General features: G+C 51.6%; 13 protein-coding genes and 3 pseudogenes. 6 read left to right on the forward strand and 10 right to left on the reverse strand.

Annotated features, from left to right (window positions below; translation table 11 throughout):
- Nucleotides 1-29: 29 nt before the first annotated feature.
- The 3 genes from rimJ to C2E19_RS04985 all read right to left on the reverse strand — a co-directional run bounded on the left by rimJ (nt 30) and on the right by C2E19_RS04985 (nt 2,986).
- A complete protein-coding gene (rimJ, locus tag C2E19_RS04970) occupies nt 30-617 on the reverse strand; it encodes a ribosomal protein S5-alanine N-acetyltransferase (protein WP_129388843.1) in 588 nt (195 codons plus the stop codon).
- Between the two features lie 484 nt (nt 618-1,101).
- Nucleotides 1,102-2,508, reverse strand: a complete 1,407-nt coding sequence (locus C2E19_RS04980) for a DUF2252 domain-containing protein (protein ID WP_129388846.1) — start codon at nt 2,506-2,508, stop codon at nt 1,102-1,104.
- A gap of 52 nt (nt 2,509-2,560) precedes the next feature.
- Complete coding sequence (locus C2E19_RS04985; protein WP_129388849.1) at nt 2,561-2,986, reverse strand: hypothetical protein; 426 nt, start codon at nt 2,984-2,986, stop codon at nt 2,561-2,563.
- 2,036 nt (nt 2,987-5,022) lie between these two features.
- On the opposite strand from C2E19_RS04985, the pseudogene C2E19_RS04990 reads away from it, so the two are divergent.
- The 3 genes and pseudogenes from C2E19_RS04990 to C2E19_RS05000 all read left to right on the forward strand — a co-directional run bounded on the left by C2E19_RS04990 (nt 5,023) and on the right by C2E19_RS05000 (nt 8,455).
- Nucleotides 5,023-6,182 (forward strand): annotated as a pseudogene (locus C2E19_RS04990) (IS3 family transposase).
- Nucleotides 6,183-6,554: 372 nt separating this feature from the next.
- Complete coding sequence (locus C2E19_RS04995; RefSeq protein WP_129388852.1) at nt 6,555-7,517, forward strand: retron St85 family effector protein; 963 nt, start codon at nt 6,555-6,557, stop codon at nt 7,515-7,517.
- Nucleotides 7,517-8,455, forward strand: a complete 939-nt coding sequence (locus tag C2E19_RS05000) for a retron St85 family RNA-directed DNA polymerase (protein ID WP_129388855.1) — start codon at nt 7,517-7,519, stop codon at nt 8,453-8,455. The genes C2E19_RS04995 and C2E19_RS05000 overlap by 1 nt, the downstream gene beginning before the upstream one ends.
- Nucleotides 8,456-8,642: 187 nt before the next feature.
- Here C2E19_RS05000 and C2E19_RS05005 read toward each other — a convergent pair whose 3' ends face one another.
- Both C2E19_RS05005 and C2E19_RS05010 read right to left on the reverse strand, forming a co-directional pair.
- Nucleotides 8,643-8,969: a hypothetical protein gene (locus C2E19_RS05005; protein ID WP_129388858.1), complete on the reverse strand. Its 327-nt coding sequence runs from the start codon at nt 8,967-8,969 to the stop codon at nt 8,643-8,645.
- Between the two features lie 330 nt (nt 8,970-9,299).
- Complete coding sequence (locus C2E19_RS05010) at nt 9,300-10,145, reverse strand: PIN domain-containing protein (protein ID WP_164979403.1); 846 nt, start codon at nt 10,143-10,145, stop codon at nt 9,300-9,302.
- Nucleotides 10,146-10,595: 450 nt separating this feature from the next.
- Between C2E19_RS05010 and C2E19_RS05015 the strand changes: the two genes are divergently transcribed.
- Nucleotides 10,596-11,537: a GCN5 family acetyltransferase gene (locus tag C2E19_RS05015; protein WP_129388864.1), complete on the forward strand. Its 942-nt coding sequence runs from the start codon at nt 10,596-10,598 to the stop codon at nt 11,535-11,537.
- Nucleotides 11,538-12,043: 506 nt separating this feature from the next.
- Here the strand turns inward: C2E19_RS05015 and C2E19_RS05020 are convergent.
- The 5 genes and pseudogenes from C2E19_RS05020 to C2E19_RS05040 form a co-directional block, all read right to left on the reverse strand.
- On the reverse strand, nt 12,044-12,409 hold the full coding sequence (locus C2E19_RS05020) for a histone-like nucleoid-structuring protein, MvaT/MvaU family (protein ID WP_129388866.1): 366 nt from the start codon (nt 12,407-12,409) through the stop codon (nt 12,044-12,046).
- Nucleotides 12,410-12,477: 68 nt separating this feature from the next.
- Nucleotides 12,478-12,666, reverse strand: coding sequence for a hypothetical protein (locus C2E19_RS05025; RefSeq protein ID WP_129388869.1), 189 nt, complete (start codon nt 12,664-12,666; stop codon nt 12,478-12,480).
- Nucleotides 12,629-13,566, reverse strand: a pseudogene (locus tag C2E19_RS05030) (chromosome segregation protein SMC). Before C2E19_RS05030 ends, C2E19_RS05025 begins: the two are co-directional and overlap by 38 nt.
- Nucleotides 13,567-13,659: 93 nt before the next feature.
- Nucleotides 13,660-14,991: pseudogene (locus tag C2E19_RS05035) on the reverse strand (DUF927 domain-containing protein); the annotation flags it as partial.
- A gap of 412 nt (nt 14,992-15,403) precedes the next feature.
- Nucleotides 15,404-16,261, reverse strand: coding sequence for a hypothetical protein (locus tag C2E19_RS05040; protein ID WP_129388871.1), 858 nt, complete (start codon nt 16,259-16,261; stop codon nt 15,404-15,406).
- A gap of 411 nt (nt 16,262-16,672) precedes the next feature.
- On the opposite strand from C2E19_RS05040, the gene C2E19_RS05045 reads away from it, so the two are divergent.
- Together C2E19_RS05045 and C2E19_RS05050 are read left to right on the forward strand one after the other, a co-directional pair.
- On the forward strand, nt 16,673-16,900 hold the full coding sequence (locus C2E19_RS05045) for an AlpA family transcriptional regulator (protein ID WP_057024534.1): 228 nt from the start codon (nt 16,673-16,675) through the stop codon (nt 16,898-16,900).
- A gap of 477 nt (nt 16,901-17,377) precedes the next feature.
- On the forward strand, nt 17,378-18,046 hold the full coding sequence (locus tag C2E19_RS05050; protein ID WP_057429189.1) for an inovirus Gp2 family protein: 669 nt from the start codon (nt 17,378-17,380) through the stop codon (nt 18,044-18,046).
- Nucleotides 18,047-18,072: the final 26 nt, after the last annotated feature.

An 18,072-nucleotide genomic window follows, 5' to 3' on the forward strand; every position in this document is an offset into this window, starting at 1 on the left:
CTTCGCCAATGCTTAACAAATTGTGAAACTCACGCCAGTCGTCGTGACCAACGCTGGTCCGGCGCCTCGAATGCCGGGTTGATCAACGCGGTCAGCACGTGATCCTGCCAGCGCCCGGCAATGTTCAGATACGCCTTGGCGTAACCCTCACGCTCGAAGCCGAGCTTTTCCAAGAGCCGTGCGCTGCGTTCATTGCCGGGAATGTAGTTGGCCATGATCCGGTGCAGGTTCTGCGTGTCGAACATGTAGGCGATACCGGCCTCCAGCGCTTCACGCATCAGGCCCTGACCTTGATGTGCCTCATTGATGTGATAACCCAGATAACACGCCTGAAACGCCCCGCGAATGACTCCGCTGAAATTGCACGCGCCGATCATCTGCTGACCGTCCTGTGTCAACAACGCGAAATGCATCGCCAGCCCGGCTTCAAAGGCGCTGGCCTGAATTTCGAGTCGTCGGCGAATCTGCTCGGTGGAAAAGTACTCGGTGGTGCGAATCGGTGACCAGGGCGCGAGGTGGCGCAGGTTACGTTGGTAGAACTCACTTTCGAGGCCGGCCTGATCCGGCGCGAGTATCGCCAGCGTCAGGCGTTGGCAGGGCAGGGACAGCAGCGGCATCGGGCGCTCCGGTGAGTGGTATCAGGGGACAGGAAAACACAAATGCCCTATAAATTCTGCCTGCTTGTTGCACATACCCCTGTAGGAGCTGCCGAAGGCTGCGATCCTTTGAGCCTGTTTTTTAACATCAAAAGATCGCAGCCTGCGGCAGCTCCTGCATTGGCCGTTTTGAGGAGGAGCAAATGGAATTTGCGTTTACGGCCGGCGCCGAATCGCTGACGTTGAGGCGTGCGGATCCGGTGTTTTGCTGAATCGGCCGGGTTCAGGTTGATCCGAATTCATCCACAGGCCCGCCATTCACTACGCCACGGTGTGCAAGACACTTGGGTTTATCGCTTCGACGGCAAATGCCAGGCAAAAAAAAGCCCGCGGGAGAGCCGCGGGCGAACCGTAGTTTCTTGAATGAGCGAGCGGACTTTACAGGTTTGATTGTGAAGGGGCAGTGAAGAAAAATTCATTTCTCCGGCAACCTGTCTAGCCCGGTTCAGGGCAGATGATCGGCGGCGAAATCGGCTTCCGACCGAGCGCGTAAACGGCCCTTGCGACAGGCATCCTGGAAACGTTCGAAATCACGTTCGTTCTGCGCGGTGTACTGTTGCGCGTACTTCAATAACGCATCGGCCAATGCATCGCCCTTGCCGATGTAACCGCTGATCTGCGCCGCTAACCCGGACGCCTTGGCATGCGCGCGAGCCAGCGCGCGGCCGCAGACCCGACCGTAAGCGGCGAAGGTTTCGGCGTCGAAGGTTTCCAGTTCGGCGGAGATTTTCATGTCGCGCAACTGCCGCACATAGAAATGCCGACCGCTGGGGCCAGTGGTCCAGCCGAGAAACAGGTCGCTGGCGGCTTGCATCAAGCGCTGCCCCTCGACCACTCGCTGACCTTCATGGCGTACCCGCGATTTGGCTTTGACGTAATCGGCGAGCACCGAGCGCCGCGCCTCCTTGAATTGCAGGAACAGCGGAAACTCCTGATCGTCGGTCAGCAACGCCACCAGACAGCGGGTACCGACGCTGCCGACACCGACCACTTTGAAAGCCATGTCCTGCACGTGAAACCGTGACAGCAGCTCGCGCCGGTCGGGCTGCAGCGTGCCGCGATAATCACGCATGAAAGTGTCGTACAGCGGACGCCAGTCTGACAGCCGCAGCCAGTCATCCTCGGCATCGAGCAGCGTGGTGTTTTTATGCAGATGGAAAATTTCCGGCAGGTCATCACGAATAATCAGACGCCCATGCTTGTCGCGCTCGCTGATCTTCGGCAGCAATTCAGCGTGAGTACGCCGCTCGGCTTTCTCGATGGCGCGCTCGACATGCTCAAGGGTACTTTTGCGTGCCTGGGCAAGCAGATCGTTATAGCTGATCGACTCGTACCAGTTCTCCAGCGAACTTTGCTCGGCACACTCCAGCAAGGTCGCCTGATAAGCGCCGACCATGTCGCGACAGACCTCCTCCTCGACTGACTCGCCATGACGCAGATCACGCGCGGCCACCACAAAACTTGCGGCCAGGCGTTTCAAATCCCACTCCCAGGGCCCGGGATGTGCCTCGTCGAAATCATTGACGCTGAACAACAGATTGCGCTCCGGCGTGGCGAAACCACCGAAATTCATCAGGTGACAATCGCCACAGATCGGCAGATTCAGGCCCATGGTCGCCGTGCCCGCCAAGTCATGTGCCTGCAACAACGCGTTGCCACGAAAGAACGTGAAGGGCGACACCAGCATGCGCCCATAACGCAACTCGACCAGCGACTCGACGCGGCCCTGACTCGACGCTTTGATCAACGGAATCGGATCGCGATTCATCTTGCCGGTGACAGCCTGATCACTGCGCGAACACTTCTTGCGCGCGTCCTTGCCTTGTTGCATGCGGTCTTTAAGGGCAGTCATGGTGGCTCGATGTACGGAATGGGCGCTGTGAGTGTAGAAGCGCTTTTGCGGTTTATCCGCCAGTGCCCGCATCACCCTTGGCGAGCTTTATCGACAGCGTGTAATCCGCCACCGCGTTACGTCGCGCGGCGTTGCGCATGAGGTAGACCTGAACCGTGTACTCACCGTCGGCAGGCAGCGCCCCCGTAAAGTGATTGCCCATCATCGAACCGTTGAACAGCGCGCTGTCCGCATCTTTGGCGCTGATGTTGAAATACGCCGATGTGCTGGATGGCTTGAAATCGACGGTCAACATCTGCCCAGCCTTGGCGTTGAGCGTGTACTGCGCCGTTTGATCGCCCTTGATCGATTGCTTGATCTGGGTATGGTCGGTGCCCGCCTTGAACACGACTTGCTCGACTCGCGGCGCAGGCGCCTCGGCTGCGTGGACGGACAGGGAGAGCAGGGCAGCCATGACGGCGGCGATCCAGGTATTCATGTTCAACCTCGTTGCGCTTTGGAGTTTGCAGCATAGAGGTCATCGAGAGCTCTCGCTTAAACGTGGTGCGGATTATGTTGCGGGATTTGAGTGTGGGGGTGAGGGGAGAGCGTTGTGGCGGGGAGGGGCAGCACGGCGAGGGTCAGTTCGGCTTGGTGAACGGGATCCAGAAACGACAAAGCCCGCACTTGGCGGGCTTTGTCGTTGAGAGTTGGTGGGCAGGGTAATTTGAACTGGCCAGTATGGGTGCCGTATTCAATGGCTCGAGCCCGAGATTGTTTTTCTTGGGATACATAGGGATACACGGCGCCATTGGTTGCCTCAGTAAATGTCAAAAGGAACGGCTAAATTGACGCTCAGAATGTCAACGATGAGCGGAGCTGGGGAATTGATATATGGCTGATCCGGTGAGTACAAGTCCGCCCGAGTCGTGGCCCAACAACAAATTAATGCTGGAAGCAGTCTACGGGTGGATCGATAGGCTCGACAGCTACCCGGGCTGGAAGAGTGGAATCGTAAAAATTTGATAGGACGCTGTTTGATGATGAATGGCTGTCAGACGAAGAACGCGAAACCCTCGAAGACTTCAGTTTCTCTGCTGAAGTAGATGAGCAATACGACGTCGTCTATCAATACCTGGGTCTTCACCAGACCATCCATGCACTGCGTGACTGTGAGTATTACTTTCGCCGGTATCCTTTTCGCGGATTGCCTGTAAGCCATTCAGACCACATTACGAACGTATGCGAGATGTACTTCGGTCGATTCTATGAGTTCAGGAGCGGCTCAAGAACTACCTCAAGGCTCTAGACGCTTCGCTTCCAAGCCATCAGCTGGAGGTAGGCAAGTACATAAAACTATTCGACAAGGAGTTCGATCAGGAAATACGAGCTAGACATTCTGTGCATCACCACCAGCGCTTCTCGGACCACACAATTGACCGCATTTTCTTAACTCATACCCTGTCCAAAGTCCCGACAGGTCTTGGTTGGAAGGCAGAGAGAGAAAGAGCCTACCGAAAGGTTACGAGCGAATGGGTGGCACGTGTACGTAGGCGTGCGGCAAAGATCGAAGAATTTCTCGAGGCAACCTCGGCGTTTGCGATTGCACACTGCACTTTCTTTCTCTTCACAGTGATGGGGCACCCACTCTTGGGTTGGGAATCAGCCAGGGGCCTCCTGGAGAAAGGGCTTTGATACAGGGGTCGGAAACCCGCAGGACTGCGTTAGTGGAAGGTTTTCAAAGTTACTGAAATTTCAGCCATTGAAATCGAAAGAATTTTGCTGAAAATACGCCATCGTTACCGCATCGGTAACGATGGCCTTTTTGTTGATGATTATGGACACCTTGGGTCGTCAACCGAGTCAACCTGTCAACCAATGTGAAAAAATCAGCCACTACCAAGATCGCGCGGGTTTTGTGCCCCGTGTCTTTCAGATTTGCTCAGGGGCCCGGCGACTTTCCGAGACACTGTGCATTTGCACCGGTGAACGGTGAGTTAACCCGGTTCACCTGTTCACTAAGCTGGGCACCTGTCCGCTAACAAAGTCCGGCGGGTTTCCGGCCCCGTGTATGTCCCTTCTTCTCGGGGGCCGGAGCCCGACGGAGTCTCCGCTGGAGGGTGTCATTGCTGATGGGGGTGGGGCAAACATATATAGGAAAACCGCGTGTAACTGGTGTTACAGGTGTAACGTAGCAGCTCAAGTTATTGATTCTATTGGGTAAACTACGCGTTACACTGATTGATTTCTCCTACGGTATGAGGTGTAGCATTAGCGAGCGGTGTAACGTTTTCATACCCTCTACGGGACAAGGCAGGAGCGCTGCTTGAAGCACAGTACGGCGCACTAGGACTGTAAATACTACTAGCAGCCATCCACGAGCGACTTTTGCGACCACACCTATTTAGGCAATGTGATGACGTGAGCCAGAAGAGGTTTTGTCAAGGCGCTAAAGATGTCTTGGATATGTGTGTAGTGGTCTAATGAAACCGGACACCCATTTAGGCGAGAATGCTCGCCAGATTGAGGTGTCAGATGACCAAACAACGTCGTGTTTTTCCGCTGAATTCAAACGCGAGGCTGCCGACCTCGTGCTCAAAGCAAAACTACAGCTACATCGAAGCCAGCCGTTCACTCGGCGTCGGCGAGTCGGCCCTGCGCCGCTGGGTTGATCAGGTTCAGCAGGAGCGCCAAGGCGTCACTCCACAGAGCAAAGCGCTGACCCCGGAACAGCAGAAAATCCAGGAGCTGGAAGCCCGGATCGCCCGCCTTGAACGGGAAAAATCGATATTAAAAGGCTACCGCGCTCTTGATGTCGGAAGATCACGAGCGTACGCGCTGATCAATCAGCTGAGCGTCCATGAGCCGACTGATTGGCTGTGCAAGGTGTTTGATGTCACTCGCTCGTGTTACTACGCCCAGCGCCTTAGGCGCCGAACACCTGATGTCGAACGGCTTCGATTGCGCAGCCGGGTGAGCGAGCTGTTCTCGCAAAGTCGCAGTGCTTCGGGCAGCCGCAGCATCCTGTCGCTGATGCGTGACGACGGTGAGCAGCTCGGTCGATTCAAAGTGCGCAGCCTGATGCGCGAGCTTGATTTAGTAAGCAAACAGCCCGGATCACATGCCTATAAACGAGCGACAGTTGAACGGTTGGATATCCCGAACATCTTGAATCGGGAGTTCGATGTTCCGGCACCCAACCAAGTGTGGTGCGGCGACATCACCTACATTTGGGCGCAAGGAAAGTGGCATTACCTGGCTGTCGTGCTGGATCTTTGCACACGCCGGATCGTGGGCTGGGCGTTGTCGGAAAAGCCGGACGCTGAGCTGGTGATCAAGGCGCTGGATATGGCTTATGAGCAGCGTGGCAGGCCTTCGGATCTGCTATTCCACTCGGACCAGGGATCGCAATATGCAAGCCGACTCTTTCGCCAGCGGCTGTGGCGTTATCGCATGCGCCAGAGCATGAGCCGGTGGGGAAATTGCTGGGACAACGCGCCGATGGAGCGCGTGTTCCGCAGCTTGAAAACAGAATGGATACCGACCACGGGCTACAGAACGGCTCAAGAAGCCCAGCGTGATATCAGCCAATTCTTGATGCATCGCTACAACTGGATTCGACCCCATCAATTCAACGGTGGGTTGGCGCCAGCGCGGGCAGAAGAAAACTTAACGTCGTGTCCGGGATTAGTTGACCACTACAGTGTGCTTTAGAGCTAGGAACGGACAGTAGAGTGTGCAGCCCGTTGAGAATGAGCTCACCACATCTTCAAGGCGGATTGAACAGTCCTTCGGATCCCCCGAAAAGTAGGCTTGACAAAACCTTGTGCCCTAATAAGATGGCGTCCTCTTTACGCGTTTTAGGAGCTTTCGAGCTCTAGTCCGGTGTATAGCCAGACTCTAATTTATTGAGCGGTATTAGTTGCGACGAAGGCTCGCGTGGGCTTCACTCGTCGCACTCGTACCTCGCACTCCTCGCAAAGCCCACGCGAGCCTTCGCCGCTATATCTTTGGTAAAGAGACCTCCTGGAGACGCAAACAAGTGCCATGGACTAGGGTTGATTAAAGTGACTTTGAAGTTCGATGATAAAAGACTCGAGTCGCTAGCATTTATTTCTCTCGAAAACTCCCGTGTAATCCTGACTCACCCAATCCTTTTTCTCTGCGGCGGCCAGATCGACGTTAAATCGGCTGTGCCGATTTCTGTTAGAGGGGCGCTGGTTGAATATCTGCATAAAGCCCGATGTCATCTCGCGGACAGTATTACTCTTGCTGAAGACTTTAAAGATTGGATTCATGATGCTGTTTATAAGGATCTCTTGGCTTTCGAGAGTGATATTGCACACATATCGTCCCTGATAGTTATTATTCTAGAAAGTCCAGGTGCGCTGGCGGAGCTTGGGCTATTCGTAAAAAACAAATCGCTGAAAAATAAAATATTGGTTTTTGTAAGGCAAGATCATTATGAGGAAAATTCTTTCATAAGGCTCGGGCCTTTAAGATATTTACAAGGCGTAAAGGAAAGTAGCGTCTGCTCATACCCGTGGGATGATGATGATCTTTCAGGAAGCCTCTCTACTTCATTGAAAGAAATGAGAGAGGATATTTTAGGTGCAATATCAACCAGGGATGGTTCAGAAGCATTCAATAAAGATAATGAGGGGCATATCGCCTTTTTAATCTATGAGGTTGTAAAGGTTTTCAGGGCTTTAAAGTTTATGGAAATTGAAGCTTATCTTCAGGCTATTGGTATTACTGTTTCAAGGGATAAGCTCAAAAGACTTCTTTTTCTTCTTGGTAAGTTTAATTTAATTGACAGCTCAAAGCGAGGGCATGTCGGGTATTATTATGTGACTCTCGATGTGGTAATGGTGGAATTTGCGGGTAAATTCGAACCGACTAAGGTAAAGCTTTCAGCTCAGCAGTATTATGCAACCAATGATGGCGAGGCAAAAAGAATGCATGTTATTCAGTCAGCCTACGCTAAGGCTGTGCCTGAGCCAGTGATTCTACCGGTGGGGGCGGACTGATGCTGATATTAGAACAACTGGCAAGTAAGCTGTTGATTAGCACAGCAGAACTTGTAACCTTTGTGAATACGGCGCCTTATCGGTATAAGGTGTATACAATTCCTAAAAGGGGTGGTCGAGGGGTAAGGGTTATTGCGCAGCCTACAGAAGTGCTTAAAGTTATTCAGCGTATGGTTCTGGATAGCTTTTTGAAAGACCTTCCTGTACATGATTGCGCCACAGCATATCGAGACGGAGTCAGCATCAAGGAAAACGCTGTCGCGCACCTAGATAGCAAATATCTTTTAAAGATGGATTTTTCAGAATTTTTTCCTTCTATAAACCCGAGTGATCTTATTCTGCACATAAAGAAACACAAAGGAAGTGTTTCTCGAGAGGATGCATATGCAGTAAAAAAAATCTTTTTCTGGGCTAGAAAAAAAGATCCTTTGCACAGGCTTAGTATCGGTGCACCATCATCACCTTTTATATCAAACACATTAATGTATGAGTTTGACTGCAAGGTGTTCGATGAATGTGCTCGCGTCGGGGTTAACTATACTCGTTATGCGGATGATCTTACATTTACTACCAATGTTAGGGGGGTGTTGTTTGGACTTCTCGATGTGGTTAATAAGATCTGCGCGGAGCTAACTTACCCAAAATTAAGAATTAATTCAGATAAGACTGTTTTTTCATCAAAAGGTAACAATCGTCATATCACAGGGCTTGTGCTGACAAATGACGACAAAGTATCTCTAGGTCGGGAAAGAAAGAGGTACTTTAGGTCACTGATTCACAAGTATTCGCTTGGCGAATTATCTGGTGAAGATATCTATGCGCTCAAAGGGCGGCTTGCATTCGCTAGGCATGTGGAACCAGAATTTTATAGTGCCGTAGTTAGAAAGTATGGTGCCGACCTCATCGCCTCAATTATGGTATTTCAAATATTAAAGTAATATGTTCTTTAGTGTTTTGACTTGTCAATGAGCAGTATTCATTTGGCGCCCACTCTCAAAGGCTTAAAAAATAGGCCGCAACAGACGTGCCTTAGAAACCAGGATCCTTGCCCACGGCTCGATCACGACCTGATGCGGCCATTGAATCCATAATCCATAGACTGGGTGGCTATCGTGGTAAGTTGGCCTATGGTTTTTTAGACTGAAACCAAGCAGTTACATAGTTTGCACCGATTGCTCCAACTATAGCTGGGAACATTATTGTCCATAGCGAATTGTTACGTTGGGCATGCTCAATCATTTCTTCGGTCATTGTGCCTCTGTCTTTAAGAAAGCTAAATATTGAAGAAAATTCCGACATCATGCCTAAAACTAATGTGGCCTCCATAATCAATATGACGCCTGCTAAAAGCGAAGTGAGTCTCCAAGGCTCATGGCCTTTAACCAGGGTAAGTATAAGGAAAGCTGGAGCGACACCCATTACTACGCCAAATATTAGTGGAAAATCTTCCATCTAAAACCTCAACTAAAATTAAATATTCGTAATTTTTACCGAGGATGAATATGAGAAGTGTTCACTGTCTCATTTCTTCGGCATGTAGACAGTGTTCAGTGAGAATAAGCTTCTGGCCGGTAACAGCTCTTCATAACAGGCTGCTATCGACCAGAAATTAGACACGCGGTATCTGTGGCTTGCGCATGAATTCTCACTTTTTAATCCAGCTATTTCGCTAAAGTAATTTCTGAGCGGAAATGTAATGATTTTCACAGGTTGACTGTAAAGTACACAAGTGTTCACCATGTCAGAAAGAAATAGCAAAAAACACGGCTGCTGTAAAAGATTCTAGTTGAAAATCTTTTTCCAAATTTGCTCGAGTCGCGTGCCTTCAACACTTTTACCAATATTGTCTAACCCTCTTACCATAACGTAAAGCCCTGCGAGGATTTGGATGGCTTTAATTACACTGAAACTTGAATAATCAAAATCAGGAATAACAACATTGTAAGCCATGACCAGACCGGCTCCAAATTCAAAAAAGCCATAGGATAGGCGATAATGTTCTCTGTACCAATACAGGCCGATGCCGAGCATCGGAAGTACGAATAGTGTACCCCAAACTGAAATGGATGAAATCAATAACTGAAGGTTGATGAATGTCAAAATGCCGAGGATGGTTACAACGATGCCGAGTAAGAAGCTTGTGATTAAGTAACGCTGTTGTTTTGAAATAATATTTCTTGCAGTGGCTTCAATGCTTTTATCTATCGCCACATCCCGTAATTCTCCTAGTAGCTCAGCTCCGCTAATGCATCTAAGTCCATAATATTTTATAAATTTAGTAAGAAAGTTGTCTGCTGTAACAAGGCAGACTGAGGCTTTGCCGTCGAGTTCAGCATAATATTGAACGATTCGTGCTATTTCCAGATCCGTGTGATCGAGCCGGTGCGCATCTTTAGGGGATACTACCGGCTCAGTCACCAATTGGAATGGTGCTTGAGCGATGCGAACACCTTTCTTTATCGCTTCGTCGATTACTTCTTGAACGCCACCGTTAACTCCGCGTGAGCGCCTTTGCTTGAACTGATCGAGAACTACCTGAGGAATGACTAAGTTATTTCCCGCAGCCATGGCTAGAATATCAGGATGCTGAACCAAAACGTTTGTGTCTAATATGAAATGTTTTATCACTATTAATATCCTGAGCTAAAAAATGTAACTGAAATCTTTGTCTAAACGAGGGAGATAGCATATGCGCAGCTAAAATGTGGCTGGGTTTGCGGGGGCGTGATGAAATGATAACGATTGGCCATTATTTAGTCCATCGCCACTTTTCCCGATCCCCGCCTGTCATGTCCAGCTGCGGGCAACCAAAAGAGTACATCTCCACTGTTTTTTTGCCGAAAGCGATCACTCTTTAGCCGCAGCAATTGATTCGTAGTTGCGGCTCAAAGATTTTGTGGGTATGTACAAACCGTGGCGGATAACTTGTGCATTGCGGTCAGATAAGGAGCCTGACGTTAGATGGGGAGGCAACCCCGCCAGCGCTTTCGGGGTTTTCCGCGTTTTGAGCCTGGCTAGCTGAATGTTTCCGCGCTTTCGCTGGTAGGATGGCCTCACACATCTTCAGCAGGTAAGCACATGTTCGATCTACTCAAACTGCTCACCGACAACAGCCCATCGCTCACTAACGACATGCAGGTCTGGTTTGAAAAGTATCGGGCGGACGCCGCGTGGAATGTCTATTCAGATTACTGCGTGGGCAATACGGATAAGGCTAACGATAGCTTCTCGTTTGTCATCACGCTTAGGCACGATACTGATCAGAATTTCTCAGAATACATTGCGAATGTAGCGCCAAAGGATCTGAAGAAAACCCGTCAGGCTTCCGAGGGACTGATCTCCTACCTCAACTTTCCAGTCACGTTCAGCGTCTCTTTCATTGTTGAGAGGGAATCGAAGCTGCTAAGAGATTTCATCACTAACGAAAATATCCATGATTTTTGCTTAGGGCTGCGTGAGCTCATTGCGTTATGGTCCGCTGAGCCTGAAGCAGATAGAGAATACTGGAAGCGAATCGACAAAGCTCTTGGGGAGTTTGCATTTGATGTTAAACGAAAAAAATTCAATGCCAAACTTGCTAGGCAAGTACTTCTGACATCTACATTTGCCGCATTCCTTTTTTTGACTTTGAATCAGCTCAAGGAACCGTCTCACCTCCGCTGGGTTACTGATCGCGATGCGACTTTCGAAAAGTATAACGAGGTCGCTTTTGACATCGCTTACATCTTGTTTCTCCTCTTTCGACTCCAGTCAGGGGCTGTCAAATACCCTAACAAGCCGCAGTTTTTGTTCGCCTACCCGTATATGGACGGAAAAACAGATTATGCGGCGCACGTTAGGCTCCCAGACTACTTAGCTGGTCTCTGTGCCGATATAAAGCTACCAAGCATGGAGTTCAGTCATACGAAGTTTGAGCGGATTTTCGGTGACGCGATCATAAATTCGACAAATAATGTCGTTCTCCAGATATTGGGTAACTCAGAAAAAATCACAGCAAGACGCCTTACCTTTAAGGCGTGATCAATGAGCGCTTGTTTTAGTGAGGTGCTACTTGCCAACTAATACCATTCACGGTGAAGGGACAAAATAGATTTTTATTTGATTGCTACGTCTCCTTTACAATCATCTCAGCTACGTGAGATTTACCGGTTACTGATCTGGCTCTGTAAAAGTGAATGATTGAACTGATGCGGGACACGCCGCTCTGAATATCCCAGGAGCTCCAAGAGATGGCGGCCCTAGCGCTGCTTCTCTTCTGACGAGAATCAGCGGCAGTTTGTTGGCAGTGGCAGTGGCAGTGGCAGTGGCGACACCTGAGTCAGTGAAAGGCATGAGTTTATAACTCAATAAGAGTATGCCCGCGATGGTGTGCTATTAGCCGGAAGCCGCCATCAATCCGGGTATTGAAGCGCCCGACTGCGCACGTCTGTCGTGGTTTCGGCTGGGAGTTGTATATTAATTTAGGGGGTTAAAGGCATACAACAAAAAAGGGCCCTTGATGAGCCCTTATTCAGGTGAAGCTGTTTTTAGTTCTTCAGCCATCCTTCGACGACGTCGGCTCCAAATTCAGCTTTCCACTGTTTCAAGGCTCTATGATTCCCGCCTTTAGTTTCGATTACTTCACCGGTGGTCGGGTTTTTATACACCTTGGTTTCGCGCTGCTTGCGAGTTTTTTTAGGTGAAGCTACAGCTTGACGATTAGCGGTGTGGTGCGGTTCCAGCAGATTGATGATGTGCTTCAGACTGAAACCATACTGATCGAGCAGTTTGCGCAGCTTTGTTTCGAACTCAATTTCTTTCTTCAGGCCGTCATTACCTTTCAGTGCTTCCAGTGCCTGGAGCTGCTCAGCTAGGTGTTTTTCCAGCTGACGGTATTCCGCGAGTTTGGACATTTGAATTTCCTTGTTCTGACTGGCTGTACGTGGTTATTTGGATAGTAGCGGTGGATGCAAGTTCATCACTATTTCCGGCGATTCAGTTGGCTTTCAATATGCGCCATTTCCGATTTAATCGCGTTGATGGTTAACGTCTGTATTGGATCGGTTTTGCCCGGCCCCGCGTTGATGGTCTTCAGCAGTGCACTGAGATGGGCCTTCCGATTTTTAAGCGTGTTAGACCAGCTCGCGCTGTTCTGTATCGGCTTGTTCATTAAGTCCATCCTTGCGTTGATCCAGATTGCTCATATCTTCGGGCTGCTGCACTGGCGGGCTGTCGAGCTGGATTAAGTCCCGCGCGCTGTATTGGTAAGAGCGGTTTATGAGCTCGTGCCATGTCCATCGCCCATGATTTTCACCTTGTTCGGGGACGGCCAGATTCATCATCCCTACCTGATCAAGATCCAGCAGTTTGTAATTAGCCCATAGCTTTCCACCCACCTCGAACAACGCTTTCGCGGCCTCGTTCCATCGCTCCTCCAGCACAGTCTGCGAGAGCCAAAGCGCGGTGCGTTCTATCGCCCTATGTTTTTCCTGCGCTTCAGCGATGTATTTATCTACGGTGAGCATCTCTTGATCCAAAGCGGCGATGATCAGGTGTTGCCGCCGGTCATGTTCGGCGGCGGCTGTCAGGTTCTTCGCCGCCTTTTGTGCGTCGGTGTTGGCGGTCTTCTCGCCTTCGGTATCGCCCCAACGGCCTGTGCGTATGCAGTGGCAGCGTCCGTTTCCGCCTGGCGCGCTTTGGTCATGTCCTCCGCTGCCTGATTGCGGATCTGTTCTAGGCGAGTGCTGAGGCTTTGGCGCTTTTCGTTTAGCTCCTGCTCATCAGCCTTCCAGTTATCCATCGCCTCGATGTAACCCGCCATCAGGGAATCGCAGTTGAGAAGATTCTCATGGCGACTGATCTTCCGATCCAAAAGGTCGGCATTGTTGTTGCTCGAGTCGAAATGCCGTTTCAGCTCGTTGTACTTGTCCCGCAGTTCGCGTTTCCGATCTGGTTCTAACGGGGCGTCACCTTCCAGCACGGTCTCAAGTGGCAGCATTTCGGCGTGCAACCGTTCTGCCTCGCTGCGCAGTTGGTCGCGACGGTCTTTCAGGTCTTGAATATCGTTCATGTGCTCAGTCTCTGTTCAATTTGATTGTGGGTTGTTTGGCTGGCTGGCGAGGCCGGAAATAAGCCGGCGCTACCTCGATCAGCAGAGATGCCCTCAGGCAGCCCGAGCCTCGCTCTCATCCATTCCTGGAATCGTCTTCACGATGTAGCAGCGTTGCGTGCCGAGACCGGGTAGCCGGATCAGGCTCGACGCCTTACCGTCTTTGCCGGGCTCCAGAACACCGCGCTGTAGCAGTTCCTTGTTCACCGCGTTTATGTTCATGCCTCGGAAGATTTCCGAGCGCCATAACTCGGGGAGCACGTAGTAGGTATTGGTGGTGTGAAGAGCGTCGCCCAAACCGTGCTCCAGCGTTTTACGAAAGCCGAGTCGGTCGATAGTGCGCGGCCCGTGCTCATCGATTTTTGCCGCCGCTGATTCCCATCGCGTGAAGCGGCTTTCACCGAAGCGCTCGATGACCTGGCGCAGCCGCGCCAAGATCGCATCGCCCTCGAAGTTGCCTGCGCGGCCGCGCTCGTTCATCCATGCATTGAGACACACTCGAGCAGCGGTGGTGGCAGTGCCGTCGGGCCAGCCTGTGATGCCCATCGCCGTGGCCAGCTCGCCCGCTGCTGCGGCGAGACCGAAGCGAGCGGCTGCACGGTGCGCTTGTCCACTGGCCGATGCTGGTAACGACTAGGCAATAAAGCCTTCCAGCGTGCGGCGCAGGATGGCGGACCATCCGTGACGCTTACCGGGTTCACACAGCGCCGTCAGAAAGGCCGTGAGCGGCGTGCCGTAGTACTTCGCTACGCGTGCCTTGAGCGCGTCGGACAGTGCCGCCGCATCCTCAAAACCGTTAAGCACATCGAACATGCCAAGGCCTTTGCTGGCATCGGCCGGGACAGCGAGCATGCGCACTTCCATACCCGCTTTCAGTTCCTTGTTCGCTTCTGCCATGTGCTGGGCCAAGGTCTTCTCGCCGGTGGAGAGAAATAGCAAGCGCCACTCCTGTACCTGTCGGCCAGCTTGGCCTCGATCGTTGGCGCGTGCCTTGCCGGTGCCATTGCCGAGCATGTACACCGTCTCGCCGATAATGCGCGGGTCGCACATGCCGATTTCATCCAAGACCAGAAGGCCGTCGGAATGCGCGGCGGCAATGGATTCGAGCGCGTTGTCGGTGGACCGCCACGAACGCACCAGCCGCGGCGCGCCGTAGATCGAGGGCCACTTGCAGATGCTTTGTCTTGCCGCCGGAAGTCTCGCCATAAAGGTGAAAGCCGCCCTACTCATGGCCGAGCATGTGCAGTAGCGGACCCGCAAAGGCCACGCCTACGACCGACGCCAAACGGTGAAGACCGATACACAGCGCGCCGATCTGCTCCTGACATTGCTCAAGCGCACCGGCTGCTCTGACCGGAAAAGCTGCGCACCGGCTTCGTAGGAATGCCCGTACCGGCATGGTGCTTGTCGACCTGTTCAAGCGCGCTGATGAAAGAGTGGGCTAGCTGGCAGGATATGTTCAGGACCACCATGCCCGAGGAATGACCTGCGAGCAGGCATATGACGGACCTTCAGTTGGGAATGGTCAGTAGGCAGAACGCCCGAGATGGATGTTGCTGAAAAGTCGCTGAGCGGTGTGCGATTCAGCATCAACCCTGAGCAGCATTGCATCACCCAGATGCGACAAAGCCCGCACTTGGCGGGCTTTGTCGTTGAGAGTTGGTGGGCCGGGGTAATCTGAACTGGGTTATTAAGTTGTTGATTTTAATAGATAATTATCGGTTAAGTATTCTCTTGGAATACCTTCTGGAATACCCATCGATGAATTTGAATTTGGGACGCTTTGGGTTGAGAGAACTTATCGTGTCACGAGGTAAAGCCTGTGCGCTGTCTCACTCAGTATGAGCTCCTCAAGAATTTTCGTCCTGGACAACTGATGCTCTTCGGCAAGCTTATCGAGCGCGGCGTTGATGTTGTTGTTAAGCACAAAGTTGTACTGCTTCTTGTGGGTAGCGTTCACTCGCGTCTTTTGCGTGCTCCAGCGTCTCTTGATCTTCTCCACGTAGAGCTCTTTTTCGCCGGATGAGGCACCACTGTGGTCGAAAAACTCCAGTAGCTCGCCGTGTCGGGTGAAAGGCTTCTCTCGTCGGATGAGCGTCGGCTGGTTCTGCTCAAGCCAGCTCCACGCCAGTGAGCATTTTTCTCGCTCATCTTGGTCTTTGAACCACTTGAAGATTTTGTCGGTTCGCAGGTGCTCATTCCAGTCTTCCGCAAGGTAGCGTAACGCCCTCTCTTTCCTACCGAAATCCGTATTCCAAAGATCGAAAAGTACTATCACCTGATCCTTGTTGGGCAGTGTTCGGAAAATGCTGTTGCGAAGCCTTAGGTTGGTCTTCCTCATGGCTTCTACTGCCAACCATTTTGGCTGCCGCCCGTTCCTTTCTATCCAGCCAAAAGCCTCCAGCGGAAGGAGTTGCGTTTCTCGAGCGTGTTCAAGATCGCGCTTTAGACTTCGCTTGTACTTGAGTGTCCGCGCGATTTTGTCACGCATCGTAGGGCTATTGAATTGGCAGTCATCGAGGCGCTCTCCTTCCCGTCCGACTAGAGATAGCCACAGCCAGGCCACCTCTCGGTTATTTAGTGACCATCCAGTCAGCAAGGCAGAAAGATTGTCATCGTCATCTTTTTGAGCGTCTTCGCTCAGAATAAAGGTCATGGATAGATCGCTTATAGATGTTTTGTAGAGCATGTTAAGACGATTTTTAGACGTAAGATAGGGTTGTAATAGATGAGATTAAATTCTGTTGGGGGCCGGTTTGTATGACCCTTATAGCTTTTATGGTTGCTGCAAACTGGATTTTGGTAAGTCGTTAAACCTGAATGCTTCCATGCCAGTCGGGTTACTTAAGCAGTTTGTTGAGGCCACGATTGACTAGGGATGGTCACGCTCCTTTGAAATTATGCCCGTGGCGGGTCTGCGTACTACTGAATGAGTGCTCGCACCGACGCTGATGCGGAAGTCCTGGCACTGACAAGGTGATTGCCGTGATTACGATTTTGGATTGTTCCTGAACAGTATTTTTTTACTGCCACTGCAGATCCTCTGAGCTAACAGAGGAGCCCGCTCATGAGGATCATTCGCCTGAAAGAAGTAATCGATTCGACCGGCTTGGCACGGTCGACCATCTACAAGTACATCGGGGAGGGCACCTTCCCGAAGCCGGTTTCGTTGGGGGATCGCTGCGTCGGCTGGGTAGACAGCGAGGTACACGACTGGATCCTGGCAAGGATTGAGGAGCGCGATTCGGCTGAAGACTCTCCAGTCCGACTTGGCCGCCTGGGCGTGGTCAGCTAGTAGCTAACTTTTAGGCCATGACCGGGCGAAAGCCCGTCATGGCCTTTATGCCGGTTGAGCCTTGCCGACCACTTGGCACTCCCTCCAGTAAGTCCGGGTGATGTTGCTCCCCATCGCTCGGGTTGCTGGAGGTCAGAGGGCCAGTGCCGGAGCTGTTGGAGCTGCCGGACGATGATTTATTTCCGGAGTGAGGCATAGGGTGAAAATGACGGTGTGGCTGGTTAGTCGGGGTCATTTTCCCAGGCACATCGAGGAAGGTGTTTTCGGTATGGGTAATATGCTTTTACTACTACTTACCACCTGTAAGGTTAGTAGGCTGGATACATCATCACCTGATGGGCTATTACCCCTTTGGCTCGCATACCGGTGGTATCACAACTATCTACTCGGTAGAGGTCTATCGGCCCGGAAAAGGTAGCGGTTAAAAATTACACAGTAGGCACTGGTTATGTAACTCACTAACTGAGAGTCATAACCATGCTTCGACATCCCGATAACACCAATCTCCATCTGCACCGCGAAGACACCTTCGAAGGCTTGCCAGTCATGGTCGAGAAAGGCCCCTTCGTTCGGCAATACCTATCCCGCTTGAAGCGCACCATAGATTTGGCTCTTAGCCAATACTCCAGAGTACTGGCCTTTAGAGTGGATCTCCGTCTGCCGCTCGGAGTCGATCTACCTGAATATGCGTACACGAATGAGGTCATAAGTAGGTTCGTAGCTTCCTTCAGCGCGAAGATCGAGCATAACCGTGACAAGGCTCGTGAGCGGAGCCTGTACGCTCATGACTGCAAGGTCCGCTACGTCTGGGCCAGAGAAGTGGGGAATGGCAACAGGCCTCATTACCACCTGGTGATATTGCTCAATCGAGATGCGTACCGGGCAGTAGGTCGGCTTGTATCCAGACGACCAAGGATCTTTAGTCGCATGGAGGAGGCATGGGCCAGTGCTTTGGGCCTGCCTGACGATCAAGTTGACGGGCTGGTCGAGATCCCTCGCAACGCAGAGTACCGATTAAACCGGTATCTGCGTGCCGGCGATGAGGACGTGCTGCCGGGTCTGTTCTACCGCGCCAGCTACCTGTGCAAGTCAGCTACGAAGTTGTATGGGGACAACCACCATTGCTTTGGATGCAGCAGGAGCTAAGTCACGACTCTGGTCTTGCCTCGAGT

It is taken from the genome of Pseudomonas sp. DTU12.3 (assembly GCF_004124275.1).
GTDB lineage: Bacteria > Pseudomonadota > Gammaproteobacteria > Pseudomonadales > Pseudomonadaceae > Aquipseudomonas > Aquipseudomonas helmanticensis.

Excerpts from the sequence above, each read along its gene's own strand:
- rimJ (WP_129388843.1), bottom strand. The coding sequence starts at position 617 with ATGCCGCTGCTGTCCCTGCCCTGCCAACGCCTGACGCTGGCGATACTC.
- C2E19_RS04980 (WP_129388846.1), bottom strand. The coding sequence starts at position 2,508 with ATGACTGCCCTTAAAGACCGCATGCAACAAGGCAAGGACGCGCGCAAG.
- C2E19_RS04985 (WP_129388849.1), bottom strand. The coding sequence starts at position 2,986 with ATGAATACCTGGATCGCCGCCGTCATGGCTGCCCTGCTCTCCCTGTCC.
- C2E19_RS05000 (WP_129388855.1), top strand. The coding sequence starts at position 7,517 with ATGCTGATATTAGAACAACTGGCAAGTAAGCTGTTGATTAGCACAGCA.
- C2E19_RS05005 (WP_129388858.1), bottom strand. The coding sequence starts at position 8,969 with ATGGAAGATTTTCCACTAATATTTGGCGTAGTAATGGGTGTCGCTCCA.
- C2E19_RS05015 (WP_129388864.1), top strand. The coding sequence starts at position 10,596 with ATGTTCGATCTACTCAAACTGCTCACCGACAACAGCCCATCGCTCACT.
- C2E19_RS05020 (WP_129388866.1), bottom strand. The coding sequence starts at position 12,409 with ATGTCCAAACTCGCGGAATACCGTCAGCTGGAAAAACACCTAGCTGAG.
- C2E19_RS05025 (WP_129388869.1), bottom strand. The coding sequence starts at position 12,666 with ATGAACAAGCCGATACAGAACAGCGCGAGCTGGTCTAACACGCTTAAA.
- C2E19_RS05040 (WP_129388871.1), bottom strand. The coding sequence starts at position 16,261 with ATGACCTTTATTCTGAGCGAAGACGCTCAAAAAGATGACGATGACAAT.
- C2E19_RS05045 (WP_057024534.1), top strand. The coding sequence starts at position 16,673 with ATGAGGATCATTCGCCTGAAAGAAGTAATCGATTCGACCGGCTTGGCA.
- C2E19_RS05050 (WP_057429189.1), top strand. The coding sequence starts at position 17,378 with ATGCTTCGACATCCCGATAACACCAATCTCCATCTGCACCGCGAAGAC.